Origin of the sequence: Micromonospora sp. 050-3 (assembly GCF_046549335.1) — a bacterium.
Taxonomy (GTDB): domain Bacteria; phylum Actinomycetota; class Actinomycetes; order Mycobacteriales; family Micromonosporaceae; genus Micromonospora; species Micromonospora trifolii.
Genome location: NZ_JAJPVX010000001.1, coordinates 1,172,428 through 1,192,129 on the forward strand (window position 1 = coordinate 1,172,428; position 19,702 = coordinate 1,192,129).

Consider the following 19,702-nt stretch of genomic DNA (forward strand, 5'->3'; position numbering starts at 1 on the left):
CCCAGCCTGCCGGGGGTGCTGCCACGGTCCGAGGTGGTCGGTCGGGGGCCTGGCGGACCGGGGCATGCCGGCGGCCTTGCCCAAATCATCTTAGTCATTAAGATAATCACATGGTTTCGTCGACAGACTTCTCGGTGGCGATCGCCGGTGCCGGCCTCTCCGGCCTCTGCCTCGCCCAGTACCTGATGCGCGCCGGCATCGACGTGCACGTCTACGAACGGGACCCGGGCCCCTTCGTTCGGCGGCAGGGCTACCGGATCATCCTCGACCGGTACGGGCTGTCGGCGTTGCGCGAGAGCCTGCCCCGCTCGCTGTACAACCTGGCGCTGACCACCGGCGACGAGCCCGGCGGGCACCTACGCTTCACCGACAGTCGGCTGCGTGACGCGTTCACCATCACCTTCAAGGACGAGCCGTACGCGACCCGCCAGGTCGACCGGCTGACCCTGCGGTCGATCCTGCAGTCCGGGCTGGACGGGCGCATCCACTACGGCAAGGACGCCGTCGCTGTGGACAGCGGCGACCCGAAACGGCCGCGGCTGCGGTTCTCCGACGGTGGGGCCGCCGCGGCAACCGTCGTCGTGGGCGCGGACGGCGTCGGCTCGGCGCTGCGCGCGCAGATCATGCCGGACGCGCACCCGGCGAACACCCCGATGGCGGGCATCTACGGCAAGTCACCCCTGCGGCGCAACGGCGAGAGCGTCATCCCGGACGCGCTGCGTACCAGCGGGGTCCTGGCCATCGCCGACCAGCCAGGCCGCGCCTTCTTCTTCACCTCCATGCGGTTCGGCGAGAGCCCGCCGGAGGCGTTCGCGCGCCTGGCCCCGGGCAGCTACGCGCCCACCGGCTACGACTACGTCATGTGGGGGCTGTTGCTCCGGCAGGAGGAGGTGCCCATCGGCGTCCGCGGAGACCTGCTGGCGCTGTGGCGGCTGGCCTCCCGGATGAGTGCGGACTTCCACCCGGTCATCCGGCGGCTGGTCGGCACGGCCGAGTTGGACGCCACGGTGCTCAACCTCTTCGCCACCGGCCGACGCCCGCGCCGGTGGCCGGTTCCCCGGGCGACGATGATGGGCGACGCCGTGCACGTCATGCCGCCGTTCGGCGCTCACGGTGGTAACACGGCTCTCCGCGACGCCGCCCTGCTCGGGCACCAGCTGGTCGAGGCCCGGGCCAGCGGCGCGCCGGTGGAGGAGGCGATCGCCCGCTACCAGGACGAGATGGTGCCCTACGCCTTCCGTGCCGTCGACACCGCCGCCGGGCTGATGCGCCGACTCACCGGGGGAGCGGCCGCACCGCACTGGGTGCTGACCCGCGTGTTACCTCGGCTGCACCGGGTCACCGTGCCGGAGGCATGATTGCGGGCATGTCCCACCAGCCGGCCCGTGCGTCCGCGATCGCCGACCTCATGCGCGGCGGGCGGGAGACGTCGCGGCTGTCCATGGTGTTCCGGTACGCCATCGCGGAACGGCTGGGCCTGACCGTGAGCGACCTGGAGTGCCTGGACTACCTGGCGGACGTCGGGTCCGCCACCGCGGGGCAGGTCGCCGAGCGGACCAACCTCACCACCGGGGCGGTGACCAGCATGCTCCGCCGGCTCCAGCAGGCGGGCTACGTGACGGCCGAGCGCGATCCGGCGGACCGGCGGCGGGTGATCGTTGCCCTGCGGCCGGAGCGGATGGCCGAGTTGGAGCGACCGTACGAGAGGTTCGCCGAGCGGGCGGAGCGGCTCATCGAGGGCTACAGCGTCGAGGAGGTCACGCTGTTGGTCCGGCACTATGACCGCATGCAGGCGATGTACCTCGCCGAGTTGGACCGCCTCCGCAGCGGCGACACCGCGCAGCGGTCTGCCTGAGGCGGCGTCGCGCGACCGGCCGCTCTCCCGGCCTGCTGTCTGACTCCAGCTTCTGACCAACATTTAGCCAACATCCTCTTGCAATACTGCGAGCAGCGGGGCCAACCAATTCAACGAAGCCGGAGCGGCCTGAGCGTCCGGTCAGCTGCAGCGGAAACGTCGGTGGAGGTCGCCCTGAGTCCCGGAATCGGTCTCGCAGCCGAGGCGAGGGCAGCCCCGGTAAGTCCCATGGACGATCCGCCCACCGAAGGTATGGCAATCCTGAATGCGCTCAGGGTGGGCGCCTGAGCAAGTCGGATCCCAAGTCAGAATGGAGAAACTGCTGTGCGACCTATGAGGCGACGAGGGCTCTTCACCGTGGTTGTGGCACTGATTCTGTCCATGGTGCTCCCCGCAAATCTGGCCTCCGCATCACCCGCCGGGTCCGAACCTTCGATGACGACCAGCAAGCAGGCTGCGGAGGCGGCGCTGCTCCGCTTCGCGGCGCTGCACAATCCCGCGTCCCTCGCAGCGGGCAACTACATCGGCAATGCCTGGGGCGGCGGTCTCGGCGTCATCCATGTTCGGGATGGCAAGTACACGCACGGCACTCATGATGCCGTCCTTCCGTTCAACAAGTGGACTGACGAGTGGTTCGGCTGGGCCAACGCCGCTGGCTGGTACACCGGGGCCAACCACTGCACCAGCCAGATGCGCTCCGACGGCGGTGGCCCCTGGTACCGGCAGCTGCCGGACCTCGGGCCAGGTCAGCACTTCATCGGTCTATCGACAAGCTACGTCGTTTCTGTGTACGACTGTTAATAAGGTGACGCGGCAGGGGGAGATCCACCACGAGGGTGGATCTCCCCCTGCCGCGTCACTCGCCGACGACGCGTGGTAGGTGGCGAAACGTCGGCATTGGCGCGTGGTGAACGACGGGTATCCCGGGCGGGGGTCCTACGTCGATCATTGCCCGAGGATAGATATGAGTCACTCTCACCTCCTGGCGGAACGCCCGGCCGCTGAGGGCGAGGCGTCGGCACCGGAAGCCGGGCGTGACCGAACGGCCCGACTCCGCGTCCCCGGAGGATCGCCATGACCCGTCCCGCTCTCCGTAACCGGCTCGCGGCGTTCACCGCCGCCGTCCTGACCGCGAGCGTCCTGACGGTGACCCCGCCGTCACCGGCGCTGGCCGCCACGACGTTCGCCGCCAACGACTACTGCCTCGGCCAGTGCGCCGACATTTTGCCCCCTGGGCAGAACGGCAACGCCACGCTGGTCGCCATCCTGGCGCACCAGGCGCTCGGCACCCGCCCGGCGCACTCCAGCGACCAGCTCGACGAGTACGCGAACCTGGTCTACAACTACGCCGGGCTGACCGACGAGCAGATCGCCCACTTCTACAACGACGCCTCGTTCGGCGTCCCGGCCGCGCAGGTGGAGAGCACCGTCTCGCCGCGATCGGACGTCACGATCGTGCGGGACAAGGCCACCGGCGTCCCGCACGTCACCGGCACCACCCGCGCCGGCACCATGTTCGGCGCCGGCTACGCCGGGGCCCAGGATCGGCTCTGGGTGATGGACCTGCTGCGGCACGTCGGCCGCGGAAACGTCACCTCGTTCGCCGGCGGCGCCCCCGGCAACCGTGAGCTGGAGCAGAGCGTCTGGGCAAACTCGCCCTACTCGGAGGCGGACCTCCAGGCCCAGGTGGACGCGCTGCGCACCAAGGGCGCCCGGGGCCAGCAGCTCTACACCGATGTGGTCGACTACATCGCCGGCATCAACGCCTACATCGACAAGTCGATCGCCGAGGACAACTACCCGGGTGAGTACGTGCTCGCCGGCGCCGGCAAGCCGAAGCACTTCACCATGACCGACCTGATCGCCACCGCCGGCGTGATCGGCGGGCTCTTCGGCGGAGGCGGCGGCAGCGAGATCCAGTCCGCGCTGGTCCGGGTGGCCGCCCGCGCCAAGTACGGCGCGGCCGAGGGTGACCGGGTGTGGGCGGCGTTCCGCTCGCAGAACGACCCGGAGGCCGTGCTCACCCTGCACGACGGGCAGAGCTTCCCGTACGGGGCGACGCCGCCCGGCGCGACCAGCACGGTGCTCCCCGACGCCGGCTCGGTGGTCGCCGAGCCCCTCGCCTACGACGCCACCGGTGGGGCCGCCGCCCGTACCGGCGCCAGCACCGCCACCAAGGAACTGCTCGGCGGCCTGACCAACCTGCGCGCGCACGGCATGTCCAACGCGGTAGTGGTCTCCGGGCGGCACACCACCACCGGTAACCCGGTGGCCGTGTTCGGGCCGCAGACCGGCTACTTCGCGCCGCAGTTGCTGATGCTCCAGGAGTTGCAGGGGCCCGGCATCAGCGCTCGCGGCGCGGCGTTCGCCGGGCTCAACCTCTACGTGCTGCTCGGCCGGGGCCAGGACTACGCGTGGAGTGCGACCTCCGCCTCCCAGGACCTCACCGACACGTACGCGGTGCCACTGTGCACCACCGACGGCAGCACCCCGACGCTGCGCACCAACCGCTACCTCTACCACGGGCAGTGCCTCGCCATGGAGGCGCTGGAACAGCGCAACTCCTGGTCACCGACGCTGGCCGACTCCACCCCGGCCGGCTCGTACACACTGCGCGCGCTGCGCACCAAGTACGGGTTGGTGGCCCACCGGGGCCTGGTGAACGGGCAGCCGACCGCGTTCACCAAACTGCGCTCGACCTATCGGCACGAGGCCGACTCGGCGATCGGCTTCCAGGCCTTCAACGACCCGTCCGCGATGGGCAGCGCGTCGGCCTTCCAGGCGTCCGCGGCCGACGTCGGGTACGCGTTCAACTGGTTCTACGTCAACTCCACCGAGGCGGCGTACTACAACTCCGGCGCGAACCCGGTCCGTCCGGCCACCGCCGACCCGAACCTGCCCACCAAGGCCGAACCGACGTACGAGTGGGCCGGCTGGAACCCGGACACCAACGACGCCACCTACACCCCGGCGTCGGCGCATCCGCAGTCGGTCAACCAGGACTACTACGTCAGCTGGAACAACAAGCAGGCACGGGACTTCGGGGCCGCCGACGGCAACTTCAGCTTCGGCTCCGTACACCGAGCTCAGCTGCTCGACGGCCCGGTGCGCGCCGCGATCGCCCAGCGCAAGCTCGGCCGCGCCGACGTCGTCAAGATCATGGCGGATGCGGCGGTGACCGACCTGCGCGGCCAGCAGGTCCTCGGCGACCTGCTGCGGGTGCTGGACAGCACGCCGGTCACCGATCCGGCGCTGGCCGACGCGGTGGGCAAGCTGCGCGCCTGGCAGCAGGCCGGGACCCGCCGGGTGGAGACGTCCCCCGGCTCCAAGGTCTACCAGCACGCCGACGCCATCCGGATCTTCGACGCGTGGTGGCCGCTGTTGGCCTCGGCGCAGTTCCGCCCCGGCCTCGGGCCGGACCTCTACGCCGCGCTGGTCGACGCCATCGAGGTGAACGAGGCGCCGTCCGGCGGCCAGAACGGCGGGCGCGACGGCGCCGCGAGTTGGGCGTTGCAGGGGCAGGCGCACAAGGGCTCGTCGTTCCAGCACGGCTGGTGGGGCTACGTCGACAAGGACCTGCGGACCGTCCTCGGCGACCCGGTGGCCGGTGGGCTGGGCCGCGCGTACTGCGGCAACGGCAACCTCGGCGCGTGCCGGCAGTCCCTGCTCGACGCGCTCGGCCAGGCCGCCGCCGTGCCGGTCACCACTGTCTACCCGGGCGACAAGTCCTGCGGGGCCGGCGACCAGTGGTGTGCCGACTCGATCGCCCAGTCCGGGCTCGGCGGCATCACCCACCCGGTGATCGCCTGGCAGAACCGTCCCACCTACCAGCAGGTCGTCTCGTTCCCGGCGCGCCGGGGCGACGACGTCACCAACCTGGCGCAGGGCCGTCCGACCACCGCGTCGAGCACCCAGTTCCTGACCGGCCACACGCCGGACAAGGCGGTCGACGGCAGCCTGGGCAGCCGGTGGGCCAGCAGTTACAACGACAACCAGTGGCTGCGGGTCGACCTCGGCGCTGCCCGCAGCGTCAGCCGGGCCGTGCTGCGCTGGGAAGCCGCGCACGGCACCTCGTACCGGATAGAGGTTTCCGGCGACGGCACCTCCTGGACGCCGGTCTTCGCCACCACCACCGGAAACGGCGGCGTCGACAACGCCACCTTCGCCCCGGTCACCGCCCGCTACGTGCGGGTGTACGGGGTCAAACGGGCCACCTCGTACGGGTTCTCGCTCTACGAATTCGAGCTGTACGGACGCTGATCTCGCCCGGAGGGGGCGGCGGGAACCGCTCGCCGTTCCCTCCGGTGCGTGCGCAGGGCCATGGCCCTCCAGGCGACCCCGCGTCGCACGAGCCAGGGGAGCGGGGCTGTCGTGCCGGTCGGGTAGCTTCGCCGGGTGCTTGATCGAGTGGTACGGCCCGGCGATGTCGCAGTGATGAGGCTGTCAGACGGCGGATTCGGGGCATGTCAGGTTTCGGGCGTCGATGGCGACGTGACGTCGGCTTATGCGCTGCGCTGGCACTCCGTGGATCGGCCGAGCCTGAACGAACTACGCGGTGTCGAGCTGCTGACGCTTGACCACCATGCCCATAACGGGCGCCTCGCTCACTTGTCGATTGGCAGTTGGCATGCGGTGCCGCAGGGATTCGCGTGGATCGGAAGCCTGCCCGTTCCTGAGGGCGTGCCGGCGTTGTCGGACCAGTACTCGGGCTGGCAGGCACTTGCCGGCCATGTGGTCAGGCAGCGCCGCTGGGACCGGGAGCTACCGGCGGCAGCGAAGGCCGCCTACGGTGCGGCGGCCACTCGCGGTCACACCGACGTCGACTTCGGCGCTGGGGCGGTGACGCTCGGAGCGGCGACACCACGACTGGACCTGAGCGGTGAGGGGCCGTTGCGGGTGCCTGCGTCCGGGCCGGTCCGGTGGTCGGCTCTCGATCAGCTGCCCCGCTGTACGGCGTTGACGTGGACCGGCCCGGACCGGGGCCTCGCCCGCGCGTTGGCAGACCGCCCTGTTGTCTCGTCGCTGACGTGGTGGGACGCCCCGCCGGTCGTGGATCTGGCCGACACCGGTCTACAACATCTGTCGCTGGCTGGCGTGGATGTTCGCGAGGTGCGGCTGCCGCGTGGCTTGAACAACCTTGAATTGGCCGCCGTGGACCGGCGCTTGGCCGTGTACGCGGCGGACGACGGCCGGTGGCTTCACCTTCTCCTGACCAACGTCGACGCGGAAACGTCGACTCCTGCGGGCCTGCACGGTGTCCGTGAGGTCGCCCTCGACGGCAGTGGCACCATGTCCGCCACTGCGGTGCGGGAACTGGAGGAGCTGGAGAGCCTCCGGATCCACTGGCGCAAGCCACCGGGACAGATGATCGATGCTGCGGCTCTCGCCCGATCGACCCGTCTGGCCGTCATCGAGCTTGTCGATGGCTACGGCCTGGAAGCGGACACCCTGCCGGACCTGGCCTCGCTGACGCAGCTGAGTATCAGCGGTCTACGGCGATCGATCGTGCCCGCGATGAAGGCACGGTACCGCAGCACCCCAGTCCGTCTTGTCATCGAAGGCGCGAAGCCCGACACCTGGCTGGCCGCCAACGTGGACAACCGGTTCCGGGACTGGGTTGACGACGACGCTCAAGGCGGAGCCGCCGCCTGCAAGGCGTATGCCCGCGCGGTTCGCGCCATTGACAAGGTTCCTCAGGACCGTGGTGGGCGTGCAGACGAAGCTGAAGCGGCTTTGCGCACCCTGGTCGGGGCGCTCAACAACATCGATCAGAAGTACGAGATCATCGACACGCTGCGCCGAGAGGAAGCCTTCGACGCGTTCATGGAGCTGGCCGCCCGGGCTGAAGTGCCAGCGCATCGGGCCGACCAGTGGTTCGACGACTGGCGTGACTTCTAACCGAAACCACCCGGCGACGTTGTGGGCGGCAGAGGGCTCCCCTGCCGACGGAGCCGCCGAGACCACCGATCGCCCGGCAACGCCTCCGGCTTTCCGAATGACCCCGATCTCGCTCTGCCAGGCGTGTCGGCCACCGCGCACGGGATGCGAAAGCTCCCCGCTGCCTGAAGTGTCCGACTAGGTTCTGGTGGGGCACCGCTTCAGGTTGGTGGGCCGTAAGGAGCTTGATCGAGATGCGGGACGTAAACGAGGAGTTCCTGGTTGGCCTCGCAGAGATCGCAGCCACGCTCTTCGGGACATTTCTCGTGGGCGTGTTCTTCTATCTGGACTCAGGGCAGCGCCGTGCTCGCCAGTCCGGGGCTGACCGATACGTGCGTTCGGGTGTGCGGGGCGTGTTCCTGCTGACCGGGCTGCCGCTCGTCGTGCCACTCGCACTCGCCAATCTTGATCCGATCTGGGGGGCGCTGGTGTTCGTTGTGCTCAGTGCCCTGCTGGTCGCAGCCTCGGCGGATTCGATATTTCGGATTCTGCGGAATCGCAGCTCACGCACGTCGGTCGCGCTCGCCGTAAACGAGGTCGTGTCGGGCATAGCTGTGCTCTTTATCATCGCGACACCCTGGGTCCTCGGCGGATGGATTCCGCCGCGATCCGCGTTCGTCCCCTCACTGGTGTTGGCGCTCGGATGCGGATTCCTCAGCACAGTTGCGCTCGTCATGACTCTTTTTGATCCACCACCAGGCGGGTTCGTTTCCAATCGGTGACCGGCTCACCTGCGGACGTCGGGGCCAGCGCTGCGGTTCGCTGCCCTGAACGAATCCGTTGACTACGAGGTCAGGACGATCCTTCCGAAGACCTCGCCACCGTCCATCTTCTGGTGCGCCACCACCGCCTGCTCCAGCGGCAGGACCTCGTGCACCACGGTGTGGAGTTCCCCACGATCGGCGGCGGCGAACTGCTCCGTGCGCACGGCCTGTCGAGCGGCCTCCGTCACCGTCGCCGTGCTGAAGGTGGCGAACGACATCGACTTCTGAAATGCGGCCATCAACCTCGTCCCGAAGTCCGCGGGCGGTTGGCCGCCGACCGCGCCGACGGCCACGAGACGGCCGTTGGGGTTGAGTCGGTCGAAGAACGTGGGCATGCCCGGACCCGCGACGACGTCGATGATGACGTCGTAACCGGTGGGATCATTTGAACCCCCTGCCCCGGAGCGGTCCAGCACGTGGGTCGCGCCAAGGCCGCGGAGTCGACGGCCGCGCTCAGGCGACGAGGTCGTGACCGCGACGGCACCGGCACCACCGCTGACCGCGAGCTGCACCGCCATGATCCCGATACTGCCGGCCGCGCCACGGACCAGGACGCTCTCGCCTGGCGAGAAGTGCGCGTGAGCGAGGCCGAAGTGAGCCACGACCCCGGAGCTGCCGAGCGTCACGGCGTCGACCGCGGAGAGACCCGCCGGCAGGGCCAGAACCTCCCCGATCGGGGCGACCGCCTGCTCGGCGTAGCCGCCGCCCGTACCGGTGAAGGCCCAAACCCGTTGCCCGACCCACGCGGGGTCGACGCCGTCGCCCACGGCCGTGACCGTGCCGGCAACCTCGCCGCCCGGGATGTGACCCTCGCGGAAGCCGTACGCGGCGAGAGCACCGCTTCGGATCAGGACGTCGGCGCCAGCCACGCCCACCGCCTCGGTGGTGATCAACGCCTCGCCCAGGGCGGGCACCGGGACAGGCAGGTCAACGACCGCCAACCCGCGGGGATCGCCGAACTCCCTGATCATTACTGCCTTCACTGCTCGTCACCCTTCCCAAACCAGCCCTGCGGACGCCCGAACGGTAGTGGACGCATGCGTCCGTTTAGCTAGAGTGAGAGAGTGGGCGGCCATTTGACTCGGAACCTGCGGTCGGACGCGTTGGACAACCGTGAGCGGATCCTCGACACCGCTCGGGCGGTCTTCGCCGCCGAAGGCATGGACGTGCCGATGCGTGAGATAGCCCGGCGCGCCGGAGTCGGCCCCGCCACCCTCTACCGCCGATTCCCCACCAAGCAGGCGTTGGCCACGGAGGCCTTCGCGGATCAGATGAACGCCTGCGTCGCCGTCGTCGACGAAGGGCTCACCGACCCGGATCCCTGGCACGGACTGTGCCTCGTGATCGAGCAACTCTGTGAGCTGCAAGCTCGAAGCCGAGGCTTCACCGCGGCGTTCACCTCGGCATTTCCCCACGCCGTGGATCTCGCCGCGAAGCGGGAAGCCGCCCTCGCCTCGCTCGCCGAACTGATGCGACGGGCCAAGGGCACCGGCCACCTGCGGCCCGACGTGGTCCTGGACGACCTCGTCCTCATGCTGATGGCCAACGGTGGCCTGTACGCCACCTCGACGAACGCCCGGGTTGCCGCCTCTCGACGCTTCGCCGCACTCACGATCGAGGCGTTCCGCGCCTGATCGGCGCCCAGCCGGCGGTACGCGGACAATGGCGGGATGAAGCGAGACGTAAGCCTGATGCGGTTGACCGGGACGCGCGCCAACGGTGCGGTGGCGACGGGCGCGGCGGCTACCGGGGCGCGGGCTGCGGGGGCGGCCTCGACCGGTGCCCTCGCCGTGGGGGCGCTGGCCGTGGGGGCCGTGGCCGTCGGGGCGCTGGTCATCGGACGGCTGGCGATCCGCCGGGCGGTCGTGCGGGAGCTGCGCGTCGGTCGGTTGGAGATCGACGAGTTGGTGGTGCACAGCCGACCCGCTGCTGAGGGATGACCCACGCGGATGGCCGCCCGGGACGGGGTGGACAGCCGGTCGGTCTGCCCACCCCCTGGCACCGGGTCAGTAGCGACGCAGGACGCGCTTGTCCGCGTCCAGGTGGCGGTCGAGTTTGATCACGATGAACTCGTTGTTGTCCGCCTGGCCGGCCGTCCGGCCCGCAGATGACGGGAAGTTGTTGTCGTTGAGGACGGCGAGCGTGCGGTCGTCGAGGATCACCACGTCCTCGATCGTCTGGAACGGGAACGTGAACGTGTCACCGAACCCGCCGACGTGCCGAGGGTTGGCGATTGCCATGAGGTCGGCGACCAGCGTCTTGTCGAGCAGTCCGTCGCGGTTCCGGTCGCGCTTGTCGGCGAGATAGATCTTCTTGACCTTTGCCGTCTCGCCCTGGCCGTTGTCCCGCTCGATGATCAAGAAGCGGTCGCGATCGACCATGATGGCGTCACCGATCGCGTGGGCAGGAGAGTCGAGCGCGTAGGTCCAGCGCCGGCCGGTGTAGGTGTTGGCCCGGGTGTCGAACTCGTTGAGCCGGAGAGTGCCCTCCGGGTCGCCAGTGATCGTGCCCTCAAGTAGCGGGTAGAGCATGCGACCGTCCGGCGACTGGGCCATGCCCTCGAAGCCCTTGCTGCTGGCGAGGTTGGCCGGGGTGGCACCGCGGCCCGGGTTCTCGGGGGCGAACACCCCCGGCAGCGGCACCGGCGCCTGTAGTAGGCGGCCCGCCCGATCGACGTGCAGCAGGTACGGACCGAACTCGTCGCCGAGCCAGTACGTGCCATCCGCCGTCCGGGTGATCGACTCGACGTCGAAGTCGGCTCCGGTGAGCACGCGGTCGGCACGAGTGAGCGGGAACGGCACCTTGCCATTCGGGTCGGTCAGGTTGATGCCACCGACCACGTCCACGGTCCCGCTGCCAAAATCGGGCGCGACCCGCTGAACACGCAGCACGAAGTCGGCACTGTTGGCCTTGTTGCCGAAGCCGTTGTCGGACAGCACGTCGAAGGTGCCGTCGGTGTTGCGCAGGACGCCGCTGAACCCCTGGATCGGTTGGTCGGCGAACGGCGGGATGATCCCATTGATGGGGGCACTGCCGAGCGACGAGCCGGACGGTTCGCTGCCGGGAACGAAGGTCGCCGCTGGCAGCGCGGCGAACGTCAACAACTCAGCCTGGCCCCACGTGCTCCGCTCGGCCGCGGCCGCGGTCGCGGCGCCCGGCAGCGTCAGGGTCAGGGCGACCACCGCTGCAGTCAGGCCCACCCGCTTGCTTACTGCCATCAATCCTCATCTCTCCGGGTACGAGCAGGACGTTCTCGGTCCGATGGCACCGTAGAGCGACGCGGTTAACTCGAACTGGCCACAGGGGAATGCACGCTCAAACCGTGCTGTCACTTTGTCGGCGGCCTCGACTGAGGGCTCCCGGCGGGGTGTGCTGCGCCGGCGGATGCCGCCCGGCAGTCAGCCGCGGCGGGGGTGCCGGCGGACGGCGAGCACGCCGGCGGTCGCCAGCAGCGTCCCTGCCAGGAGGTACGTCCAGCGGTCGTGGGCAGCGCCCCAGCCGTCGCCCACGCCGACGAGGAGCGCCACCGGGGCCGGCAGCAGCGCCACCACCGTCATCCCGAGCAGCAGCATCGGGGCGGCGAGTGGACTGCCGATCCCGCGCGGTGAACGCCGCCAGCCGATTGCCGACGCCAGGAAAGCGACCGCCGCGACGGTAGCGGCCTCGCGGGTCAGGTCCGTGTACGGCAGCGACGCGGTTTCCGGCCCGGACCGTGTCACCAGCAGCGCTGCCGCCCAGCACGCGCCGCCGACGACAGCGGCGGGGACCGCTCGTACCAGCGCGGCGAGCCAGGCCGGAACCGGCAGGGTCTCCGTGGTCGGCTTCGCCGGGTCGTCGAGTACGAACGTGACGCCGAGGCCGACGCAGGCCAGCACCAACCGCAGCAGCGTGATGTGCTCGTCGGGAGGCAGAACCGATCCGGTCACTGCCGGTGGGGTCACGATCGCCACACCGACGACCCCGGCCGCCAGCAGCGGCGGGATCCGCGTTGCCCGCAGCGTCGGCCAGACCAGCGCCGCCACCGTCCGCAGTCGCTTACCCCGCCTCGGCACGAGCCCGCCGGCCGCCGGCCCCGACGCGCCGACGACGGGCACGTCGCTCACGGGACGCACGGCAGCGCTTCGTCGTCCGGCGCGAGCGGCTGGATCGGCACCCCGAAGATGGCACCGAAACGCTCCAACGGTGTGTCGGGCGCCGTCAGCTCGGCCCAGTGCCGCTCGACCAGCGGTGCCACCTCGTCGGGCGACCGTTCCAGCAACTCCAACGCCGGTGCCGCCGCCCGGTCGGGTGCCAAGATGCCGTACAGGCCCGATGTGTCGCTAAAGACGAGCGCACCGGTGCTCGTCTCGTCCAGCGAACGCATCCCGGCCAGGGTGGTCGGCGACGCCCGCCCGACCAGCCACACCAGGAGCGCCGCCCCCGCCCCGCAGAGGAAGTTACCCCCGTCGTACGCCTTCGCGGCCATCAGCCGGTAGGCAACCCCGGCGGCCAGGACGGCGGCTGCCCGATCGTCGCCCCACGCGATGTCGACCCGGACTGCCTCCGGGGTGCCCGCCGCCGCGTCCTCGACCTTCCAACCGGCCACCGCCTGCATGGCCTCGGCGACGGACCCGGAACTCTCGGCCGAGATCTCCTCGGCGAGGGACCGCTGCCGCACCGCGAGCGGTGGCCCGGACGAGGCGGCGCTGTCCGGCACGACCGCGCGTACGGAGGCGACCACCGACTCCCACCCGGGAACGAACCCGTCGAACCCGTCGAAGTAGCAGTAGGTGACGTCGCCGCGCGGGACGCACGACTGGATGCTCGCCGGCCGGTATTCGACAATCGCGCGGGTCACCGCGATGTCGGGGTCGGGTCGCGACTGGGCCAGCCCGCCGCCGACGGTGAGGATCAGCCCGACGGCGAGCCCGGCCGCGACGACCGACCGCCGTGCGTGGGCCCGAGCCACGGCGGTCGCGACGAGCAGCACGGTGATCCCGACCAGATAGACCAGGTGCCGGGCCGCGGGCCGGTCGGAGACACCGGCGGGCACCGGAGCCGCGAACTCACTGACGTAGACCGGAAACAGGAAGCGCCAGCCGGTCCCGATGAGGGTCACGATGATCGCCGCGTACTCCAGCACGAGGACGAGCAGGACGACCAACGGGGCGATCAGCACGGAGCGGATCAGCACCCCGGCGAGCACCCCGATGGCGCCGAGGAGCAGCGTCAGCGCCGACGGGGTCAGCAACGTGGCGACGTCAACAGATCCGGCAGCGCCCGGCAGCGCCGCGGAGACCCCGACCCGGATGCCGACCAGCAGCAGGGTGAGGGCGGCCAGCGACAGCAGGGCCAGGAGAAACCCGCCGACCCGCCAGGCTGGCGGCAGGACCAGCACGTCGTAGGACGCGTCGACGTGGTGGCGGTGCGCCCGTAGCGTGACGAGGTTCGCCACGATCAGCGCGGACCCGCCGAGGATCGGCAACGCGAGCAGCTGGATGGTGATCAGCTCGTCGGGGAGCACCGGATATCGGTTGGCCGAGCCGGACAACGAGCCCCACAGCCACGGGCCGAGGAACAGGAGCGCGGCCGCGATGGTGAGCGGGTGTCGCAGCATCCGGATCGACTCGAACCGGGCGAGTGCGAGGAGCGCTCGCCGACGCCCATGCGTGGACGACGGCGTTGGACGGGCCGGCGCGGCCACCGTCATTGTCGCGGTCATCGCGCGCCGCCCGCGATCGCCGACGCCTCGGTGCCGGCGCCGACAAGCGTCAGGTAGCCGTCCTCGATCGACGGCTCCACCAGCGCGGCCCCGGGTGGGGGGTCGCCGACGTGACGGTGCAGCCCCGTGCCTGTCCGCCACGACGCCAACGCCCCTGCCTCCCGCGCCGCGCTCGTCCACACCCGCCCGGCGGCCAGCCCGGCCAGCTCCGCCGGGGTGCCCTCGAACCGCACTCGGCCCCGGTCGAGGACGATGACCTCCTGGCACAGCTGCATGACGTCCTCGGTCTGGTGGGTGGAGAGCAGCACCGTCTTGCGCTCGCCGAGGTCCGCGATCAGCTCCCGGAACCGCAGCCGCTGCTCCGGGTCGAGGCCGACCGTCGGTTCGTCGAGGATGATGAGGTCCGGGTCGCCGACCAGGGCGGCCGCCAGCGCGAGCCGTTGCTTCATGCCGCCGGACAGGGTGCGGATCCGGGATCGCCGTCGGTCGTCGAGGCCGACGGCGGAGAGCACCCGCGCAACCTCGGTGTGCCGCGTCGTCCGGTGGGTGAGCTCCTTGAGAATCGCGACGTAGTCGACGAACTCGAACGCGGTGAACGACGGGTGGAAGCCCGGGTCCTGCGGCAGGTAGCCCAGCAGCCGCCGGACCGCGAGCCGCCCTGGTGGTGTGCTCGGGTCGTGGCCGAAGACCCGTAGCGTTCCGCCGTCGGCTGGCAGGGCGGTCGCGACGATCCGCAGCAGCGTCGTCTTGCCCGCGCCGTTCGGGCCGAGCAACCCGGTCACCCCGGTGCGCAACGTGAACGACACGTCCTGCAGCGCTGTGGTGCGCCCGTACCGCAGCGTCAGACCGTCTGCCTGAACGGCAGTCATGAAACCCTCCTCATCAGGTTGGGGACGTGATAGCGGTCGTAGGTGCCGCGCTGACGGGACAGCGCCACCGCGGCGATCCCGCCGACGATGACGACGCCGACCTGCCCGGCCACTGTGAAGACGAGCCGGTCGCCGAAGGTGGCGGCGACCACGGCCGCCCAGCCGACGCCGACGACGACAGCGGCCGGCCCCGCGCCGAGGCGAGGCGAGAGCAGCAGCGACAGCACTGTCAGGGCGAGCGACGGCAGGAACCAACCGGTCGCGCGCAGCCCGTACTCGTAGATGAAGAGGCTGGCCACCGCGGACAGCGCGGTGGTCGCGGACAGGACCGCGAGGCACCGCAACAGCAGTAACCGGAACGAGCGGATCGGGGCGACCACAGCGATCTCGTCGGTGGGGTCGATGCCGGGCGCGAATGACATCGCGACAGCGACCAGCGGCAACAGCGGGGCGACGACGAGGAACACGACCGGGTCGGTGAACACGGCGACCGTTGCCGTCAACGCGGCCGTGACAGCGATCGCCGCCAGCCACGACAGCCGCAGCGCCGGCGTCGCCGCGAGCAGCCGCGCGGTGTGGTCGGGAACGCCCACCGCGATCATCAACCGTTCGACAGGCCCCGGTCGCGGCGCGTCCAGGGCGGCGTCGAGGCGGGCCCAGCCTCCGTCGATCGCCCACCTCAGGTCGGCGGTCGCGGCGGCGGCGAGGCGTTCGCGGCACTCATCGCACGCGGCCAGGTGCGCCTCCGTGGACCACAGACCAGGGGCGGCGAGGGTACGGGTGGCGTAGGCGCGTAGGTCCTCGTCGAGCAGGTGCCAGGTCATGTCAACTCCTCTCGCAGCTGCCGGCGGGCGCGCATCGCCCGGGTCTTGACGGTGCCGGCGGGGATGCCGAGCAGGACGGCGGCCTCGGCGGTGGAGAGGCCGTCAAGGACGGTGGCGCGGATGACAGCGCGTAGCTCCGGGGAGAGGCGGGCGAGAGCCCCGCCGAGGTCGCCGTGCTCGAGCCCGATCAGTACCTGCTCCTCGGCGGACGACTCGTCGCGGCCGCGCAGGCGGGCCAGGAGCCGGCCGAGCCGGTCGCGGGACGTGCGGCGACGCAGCGCGTCGATGAGCCGGCGCGACCCGATCCGCCACAGCCAGGCAGCGGCGTCGGTGTCGCGAGGCCGGAACGAGGCCGCGGCGCCGGTCCACACGGCGAGGAACGTCTCCTGCACGACGTCGTCGATGAGGGCGTCGTCGGCGCAGCGGTAGCACAGGCGCAGGCGCAGCCACGGCGCGTGCCGGCGGTAGAACGCCTCGAACGCGTTCCGGTCGCCGCCGGCGATCAGGGCCAGGAGGCCGACGTCGTCCTGGACGGTCATGCCTACCTATCGCAGCGGGACCGAACTTTGGTTCGCAATACTGGCACGACTTTTCGTCAGTGCTCGGCACGCCGCCGGAGCGGACGACCGAGTGCGGTCCCGGTGTCGACCAGGCGAAGCGCCGGGCCTACCGCCAGCCGGCCTTCCGGCAGGCGGTAGGCCCGGCGTCGGCACCCGTCAGCGGCCCTGCAGGCGCTTCACGTTGTCGCCGAAGGTCCAGCCCTTCGACCCGTCCCAGTTCGCCGACCAGGTCATCAGGCCCTTGAGGCCGGGCACGGAGTTCCAGGCCTGCGTGACCAACGACGTCGACATGTAGCCGCCGCCCGCCCCGGTCTGCGCCGGCAGGCCCGGGACCTGCTTGTCGTACGGCACCCGGATGGTGGTGCCCTGGATGGTGAGGCCGTTGTTCAGGCACTGCGTCTGCACAGTGAAGCCCTGCACTGTGCCCGCCGGGTACGAGTCGCCGGCGCAGCCGTACATGCTGCCGTTGTAGTACTGCATGTTCAGCCACCAGAGCCGGCCGTTGTCCACGTACTTCTTGATGATCGGCAGGTAGGAGCCCCAGATCGAGCCGTAGACCACGCTGCCGCCGGTGACGTATGCCGTCTCCGGTGCCATGGTCAGACCGAAGTTCGACGGCATCCGGGCCAGCACGCCGTCAATGATCCGGATCAGGTTGGCCTGCGACGTGGACAGCGTGTTGATGTTGCCGCTGCCGGTCAGGCCGGTTTCGATGTCGATGTCGATGCCGTCGAAGTGGTAGGCCGTCAGGATCGGCACGATCGTCGCGATGAATCGGTCGGCGACCGCTGTGGAGCTCAGGTCGATGCCCGCGGCGGCTCCGCCGATCGACATCAGGACGGTGGCGCCGGCCGCTTTGGCCTGGCACATCTCGGCCGGGGTGGACACCTTCACGCCGGCGTCCATGCCGTTCTCCCAGAGGACAGTGCCGTCCGAGCGGATCACCGGGAACGCCGCGTTGATCACGTTGTAGCCGTGCTGGCTGAGCCGGCTGTCGGTGATCGGGATCCAGCCGAGGCCGGGGTGTACGCCGTTGGAGGCCCCGTCCCAGTTCTCCCAGTAGCCCTGCAACACCTTGCCGGTGGGCCGTGACTTCACCCCGCAGGCCCCACCGGTTGGCGGCGGCGTGGTGGGGGGAGGCGTGGTCGGTGGTGGCGTGGTGGGCGGCGGGGTCGTCGGTGGTGGCGTGGTGGGCGGCGGCGTGGTTCCCGAGCACGCGCCGAGGTCACGCCAGAGCGACGGGGTCGAGGCGGGGTTCCAGCCGGCGCCGGGGTGCGCGGTGTGGGTGACCAGCGCCTGGTAGAGCCGGCCGCCGTAGGTGACCTGGGCGCCCGCCTGGTAGGTGGGGCCCTCGGCCCAGGTGGGGGCGGTGCAGGCGACCATCGGGACGACGGTGCCCGAGGGCGCGGCCGCCATGCTGCTGGGGACGAAGGCGACGGCGGCCGTGACGGTCATCGCCGCCCCGGCTACCACTGCGAAAATCCGACGGCTTCTCATGGTTCACTCCCCAGGCTTCGACGACCCGCGACCTCCACATATTGACGTCCGTGACGGTTAATATCAAGGGTTGTTTACAGATACCGGGAAGTCGGGGAGCGGCCGGCTGGAGCGTCCACCGTCCGTTGAGTGGGACATCGCGCTGCGGGTCTCACGCGTACCGCAGTGTTCGCCTGACCGACGACTCGGCTTGACGTCTCGGTCAGATCTATCTACATCCATATAGCTATGACTGGACATCACCCGCACCACTGCCATCACGACCACGGGTCCGACGACGACGTGCCGTACGGCCAGGTTGAGATCCCCGCCGGCTTCGGCCGACGGGCGCTGCTGGCCGGTGCCGGCGGAACGCTGATGCTGGCCGCGCTACCGACCGCCGCCAGGGCGGCCAACACGACGATGGCCGGCGCCCCGACCGCGGCGGTCGGCGCCGGTCGGTCGTCCCGGATCACCCAGGGCACGATGCTGGTCCACACCGACATGCACAACCACACGGTCATGTCGGACGGTGACGGCAGCGCCGAGGCCGCGTTCGCCTCGATGCGCGAGGCCGGTCTGGACGTCGCCGCGCTGACCGATCACGCCACCCTCTTCGCCATTGACGGGCTCAGCTCGTCCGAGTGGCGGACCACCGGTGACCTGGCCAACGCGGCCAACGACCCGGGTCAGTTCACAGCGATCCGCGGGTTCGAGTGGTCGCATCCGTTGCAGGGGCACATCAACGTCTGGAACACCTCCGACTTCGCCGACCTGTTGCGGGCCGGCAGCCCCGGCAGCCTGTACAACTGGCTCGCCGGCCGGCCCGGGGGCCTGGCGAGCTTCAATCACCCCGGTCGGGAGGCGGGCCGGTTCAACAACTTCTCCTTCAACGCCTCGGCCCGCGATCAGCTCGTGGGGCTGGAGATGTTCAACCGGACCGACGACTTCCTCTTCGAGGGCTGGTCGTCGGGTGTGACGTCCCCGCTGGTGGCCTGCCTGAACGCCGGTTGGCGGCCGGCTCTGACCGGCGTCACCGACGAGCACGGCACCAGTTGGGGCTTCCACGAGGGTAAGGGCCGCAGCGGCCTGTGGGTCGCCGAGAACACGCGCGCCGCGGTGTTCGAGGCGATGGCTGCCCGCCGTTCCTTCGCCACGCGCGTCTCGGGCCTACGGGTGGACGCCAGCGCCAACGGCGTACGCATGGGCGGGGTGCTGAACGTGACCTCCGGCGACGTCCGGTTCCTGCTGGATCTGGACCGCGGCTCGGCCTGGGACGGCAAGCCCCTGCGGATCCAGGTCCTCCGTCCCGGCACCTCGGCGCCGACCGTCGTCGACGTCATCGACACCGTCAACGGTCAGGTCACCGACTTCACAGTGCCGCTCAACGTCACCGACGGCGACTGGGTGGTGCTCCGGATCTCCGACCCGTCAGTGCCCAACGGAACCCCCGGCCCAGCCGGCCACCCGTGTAACGACTTCGCGGTGGCCTACACCAGCCCCTGGTGGCTCCGGCCCTGACCGTCGAGGTGCCGGTCGCGGCACTGCCGACCAGCCGCAGGCGGCTGCGTCGGTCGTTCCGGGACCGGCCTCAGTCTGTCGACGACCGGCGACAATACGGTCGGTATCCTGCACCGGTCATCCGACAACCTTCCCCTGCGTGTTCGTTCTCGGTGACCTGAGCGCCCAGGGATGCGGCCATTGAGAGGACCCGGC

The 19,702-nt window shown here is 70.4% G+C and carries 17 protein-coding genes; 9 read left to right on the plus strand and 8 right to left on the minus strand.

What is annotated here, in order from left to right; genetic code table 11:
- Positions 1–110: 110 nt before the first annotated feature.
- The 6 genes from ACLJOK_RS05425 (at position 111) to ACLJOK_RS05450 (ending at position 8,514) form a co-directional block, all read left to right on the plus strand.
- The gene (locus ACLJOK_RS05425; protein ID WP_410816520.1) at positions 111–1,358 is read left to right on the plus strand and encodes an FAD-dependent oxidoreductase; all 1,248 of its coding nucleotides are present in this window, start codon (positions 111–113) and stop codon (positions 1,356–1,358) included.
- Between the two features lie 8 nt (positions 1,359–1,366).
- Entirely contained in the window at positions 1,367–1,855 is a 489-nt protein-coding gene (locus ACLJOK_RS05430; RefSeq protein ID WP_410816522.1) for a MarR family transcriptional regulator, read from the plus strand.
- Between the two features lie 435 nt (positions 1,856–2,290).
- Entirely contained in the window at positions 2,291–2,656 is a 366-nt protein-coding gene (locus ACLJOK_RS05435) for a hypothetical protein (RefSeq protein WP_410816523.1), read from the plus strand.
- 273 nt (positions 2,657–2,929) lie between these two features.
- Entirely contained in the window at positions 2,930–6,115 is a 3,186-nt protein-coding gene (locus ACLJOK_RS05440; RefSeq protein WP_410816524.1) for a penicillin acylase family protein, read from the plus strand.
- A 135-nt stretch (positions 6,116–6,250) separates the two neighbouring features.
- Positions 6,251–7,753, plus strand: a complete 1,503-nt coding sequence (locus ACLJOK_RS05445) for a hypothetical protein (protein ID WP_410816525.1) — start codon at positions 6,251–6,253, stop codon at positions 7,751–7,753.
- 233 nt (positions 7,754–7,986) lie between these two features.
- On the plus strand, positions 7,987–8,514 hold the full coding sequence (locus tag ACLJOK_RS05450) for a hypothetical protein (protein WP_410816527.1): 528 nt from the start codon (positions 7,987–7,989) through the stop codon (positions 8,512–8,514).
- Between the two features lie 62 nt (positions 8,515–8,576).
- Here the strand turns inward: ACLJOK_RS05450 and ACLJOK_RS05455 are convergent, their stop codons facing one another.
- Positions 8,577–9,539: a zinc-dependent alcohol dehydrogenase family protein gene (locus ACLJOK_RS05455; RefSeq protein WP_410816528.1), complete on the minus strand. Its 963-nt coding sequence runs from the start codon at positions 9,537–9,539 to the stop codon at positions 8,577–8,579.
- A gap of 81 nt (positions 9,540–9,620) precedes the next feature.
- On the opposite strand from ACLJOK_RS05455, the gene ACLJOK_RS05460 reads away from it, so the two are divergent.
- The gene (locus tag ACLJOK_RS05460) at positions 9,621–10,190 is read left to right on the plus strand and encodes a TetR/AcrR family transcriptional regulator (RefSeq protein WP_410816530.1); all 570 of its coding nucleotides are present in this window, start codon (positions 9,621–9,623) and stop codon (positions 10,188–10,190) included.
- A 36-nt stretch (positions 10,191–10,226) separates the two neighbouring features.
- Positions 10,227–10,496: a hypothetical protein gene (locus tag ACLJOK_RS05465; protein WP_410816531.1), complete on the plus strand. Its 270-nt coding sequence runs from the start codon at positions 10,227–10,229 to the stop codon at positions 10,494–10,496.
- A 66-nt stretch (positions 10,497–10,562) separates the two neighbouring features.
- Here ACLJOK_RS05465 and ACLJOK_RS05470 read toward each other — a convergent pair whose 3' ends face one another.
- From ACLJOK_RS05470 to ACLJOK_RS05500, 7 genes are all read right to left on the minus strand, one after another.
- Positions 10,563–11,774, minus strand: a complete 1,212-nt coding sequence (locus ACLJOK_RS05470) for an esterase-like activity of phytase family protein (protein ID WP_410816532.1) — start codon at positions 11,772–11,774, stop codon at positions 10,563–10,565.
- Between the two features lie 180 nt (positions 11,775–11,954).
- Positions 11,955–12,659: a hypothetical protein gene (locus ACLJOK_RS05475; RefSeq protein WP_410816534.1), complete on the minus strand. Its 705-nt coding sequence runs from the start codon at positions 12,657–12,659 to the stop codon at positions 11,955–11,957.
- Positions 12,656–14,257 carry a hypothetical protein gene (locus ACLJOK_RS05480; RefSeq protein ID WP_410816536.1) on the minus strand — a complete coding sequence of 534 codons (1,602 nt, stop codon included), beginning with the start codon at positions 14,255–14,257 and terminating at the stop codon, positions 12,656–12,658. Before ACLJOK_RS05480 ends, ACLJOK_RS05475 begins: the two co-directional genes overlap by 4 nt.
- Entirely contained in the window at positions 14,254–15,126 is an 873-nt protein-coding gene (locus ACLJOK_RS05485; protein WP_410816537.1) for an ABC transporter ATP-binding protein, read from the minus strand. The genes ACLJOK_RS05480 and ACLJOK_RS05485 overlap by 4 nt, the downstream gene beginning before the upstream one ends.
- The gene (locus ACLJOK_RS05490; protein WP_410816539.1) at positions 15,123–15,950 is read right to left on the minus strand and encodes a hypothetical protein; all 828 of its coding nucleotides are present in this window, start codon (positions 15,948–15,950) and stop codon (positions 15,123–15,125) included. Before ACLJOK_RS05490 ends, ACLJOK_RS05485 begins: the two co-directional genes overlap by 4 nt.
- Positions 15,947–16,489 (minus strand): RNA polymerase sigma factor, encoded by a 543-nt coding sequence (locus ACLJOK_RS05495; protein WP_238680895.1) that lies wholly within the window; start codon positions 16,487–16,489, stop codon positions 15,947–15,949. The genes ACLJOK_RS05490 and ACLJOK_RS05495 overlap by 4 nt, the downstream gene beginning before the upstream one ends.
- 177 nt (positions 16,490–16,666) lie before the next feature.
- Positions 16,667–18,007 carry a carbohydrate-binding protein gene (locus ACLJOK_RS05500; protein WP_410816541.1) on the minus strand — a complete coding sequence of 447 codons (1,341 nt, stop codon included), beginning with the start codon at positions 18,005–18,007 and terminating at the stop codon, positions 16,667–16,669.
- A gap of 228 nt (positions 18,008–18,235) precedes the next feature.
- On the opposite strand from ACLJOK_RS05500, the gene ACLJOK_RS05505 reads away from it, so the two are divergent.
- On the plus strand, positions 18,236–19,507 hold the full coding sequence (locus tag ACLJOK_RS05505) for a CehA/McbA family metallohydrolase (protein WP_410816543.1): 1,272 nt from the start codon (positions 18,236–18,238) through the stop codon (positions 19,505–19,507).
- The last annotated feature ends 195 nt before the right edge of the window (positions 19,508–19,702 follow it).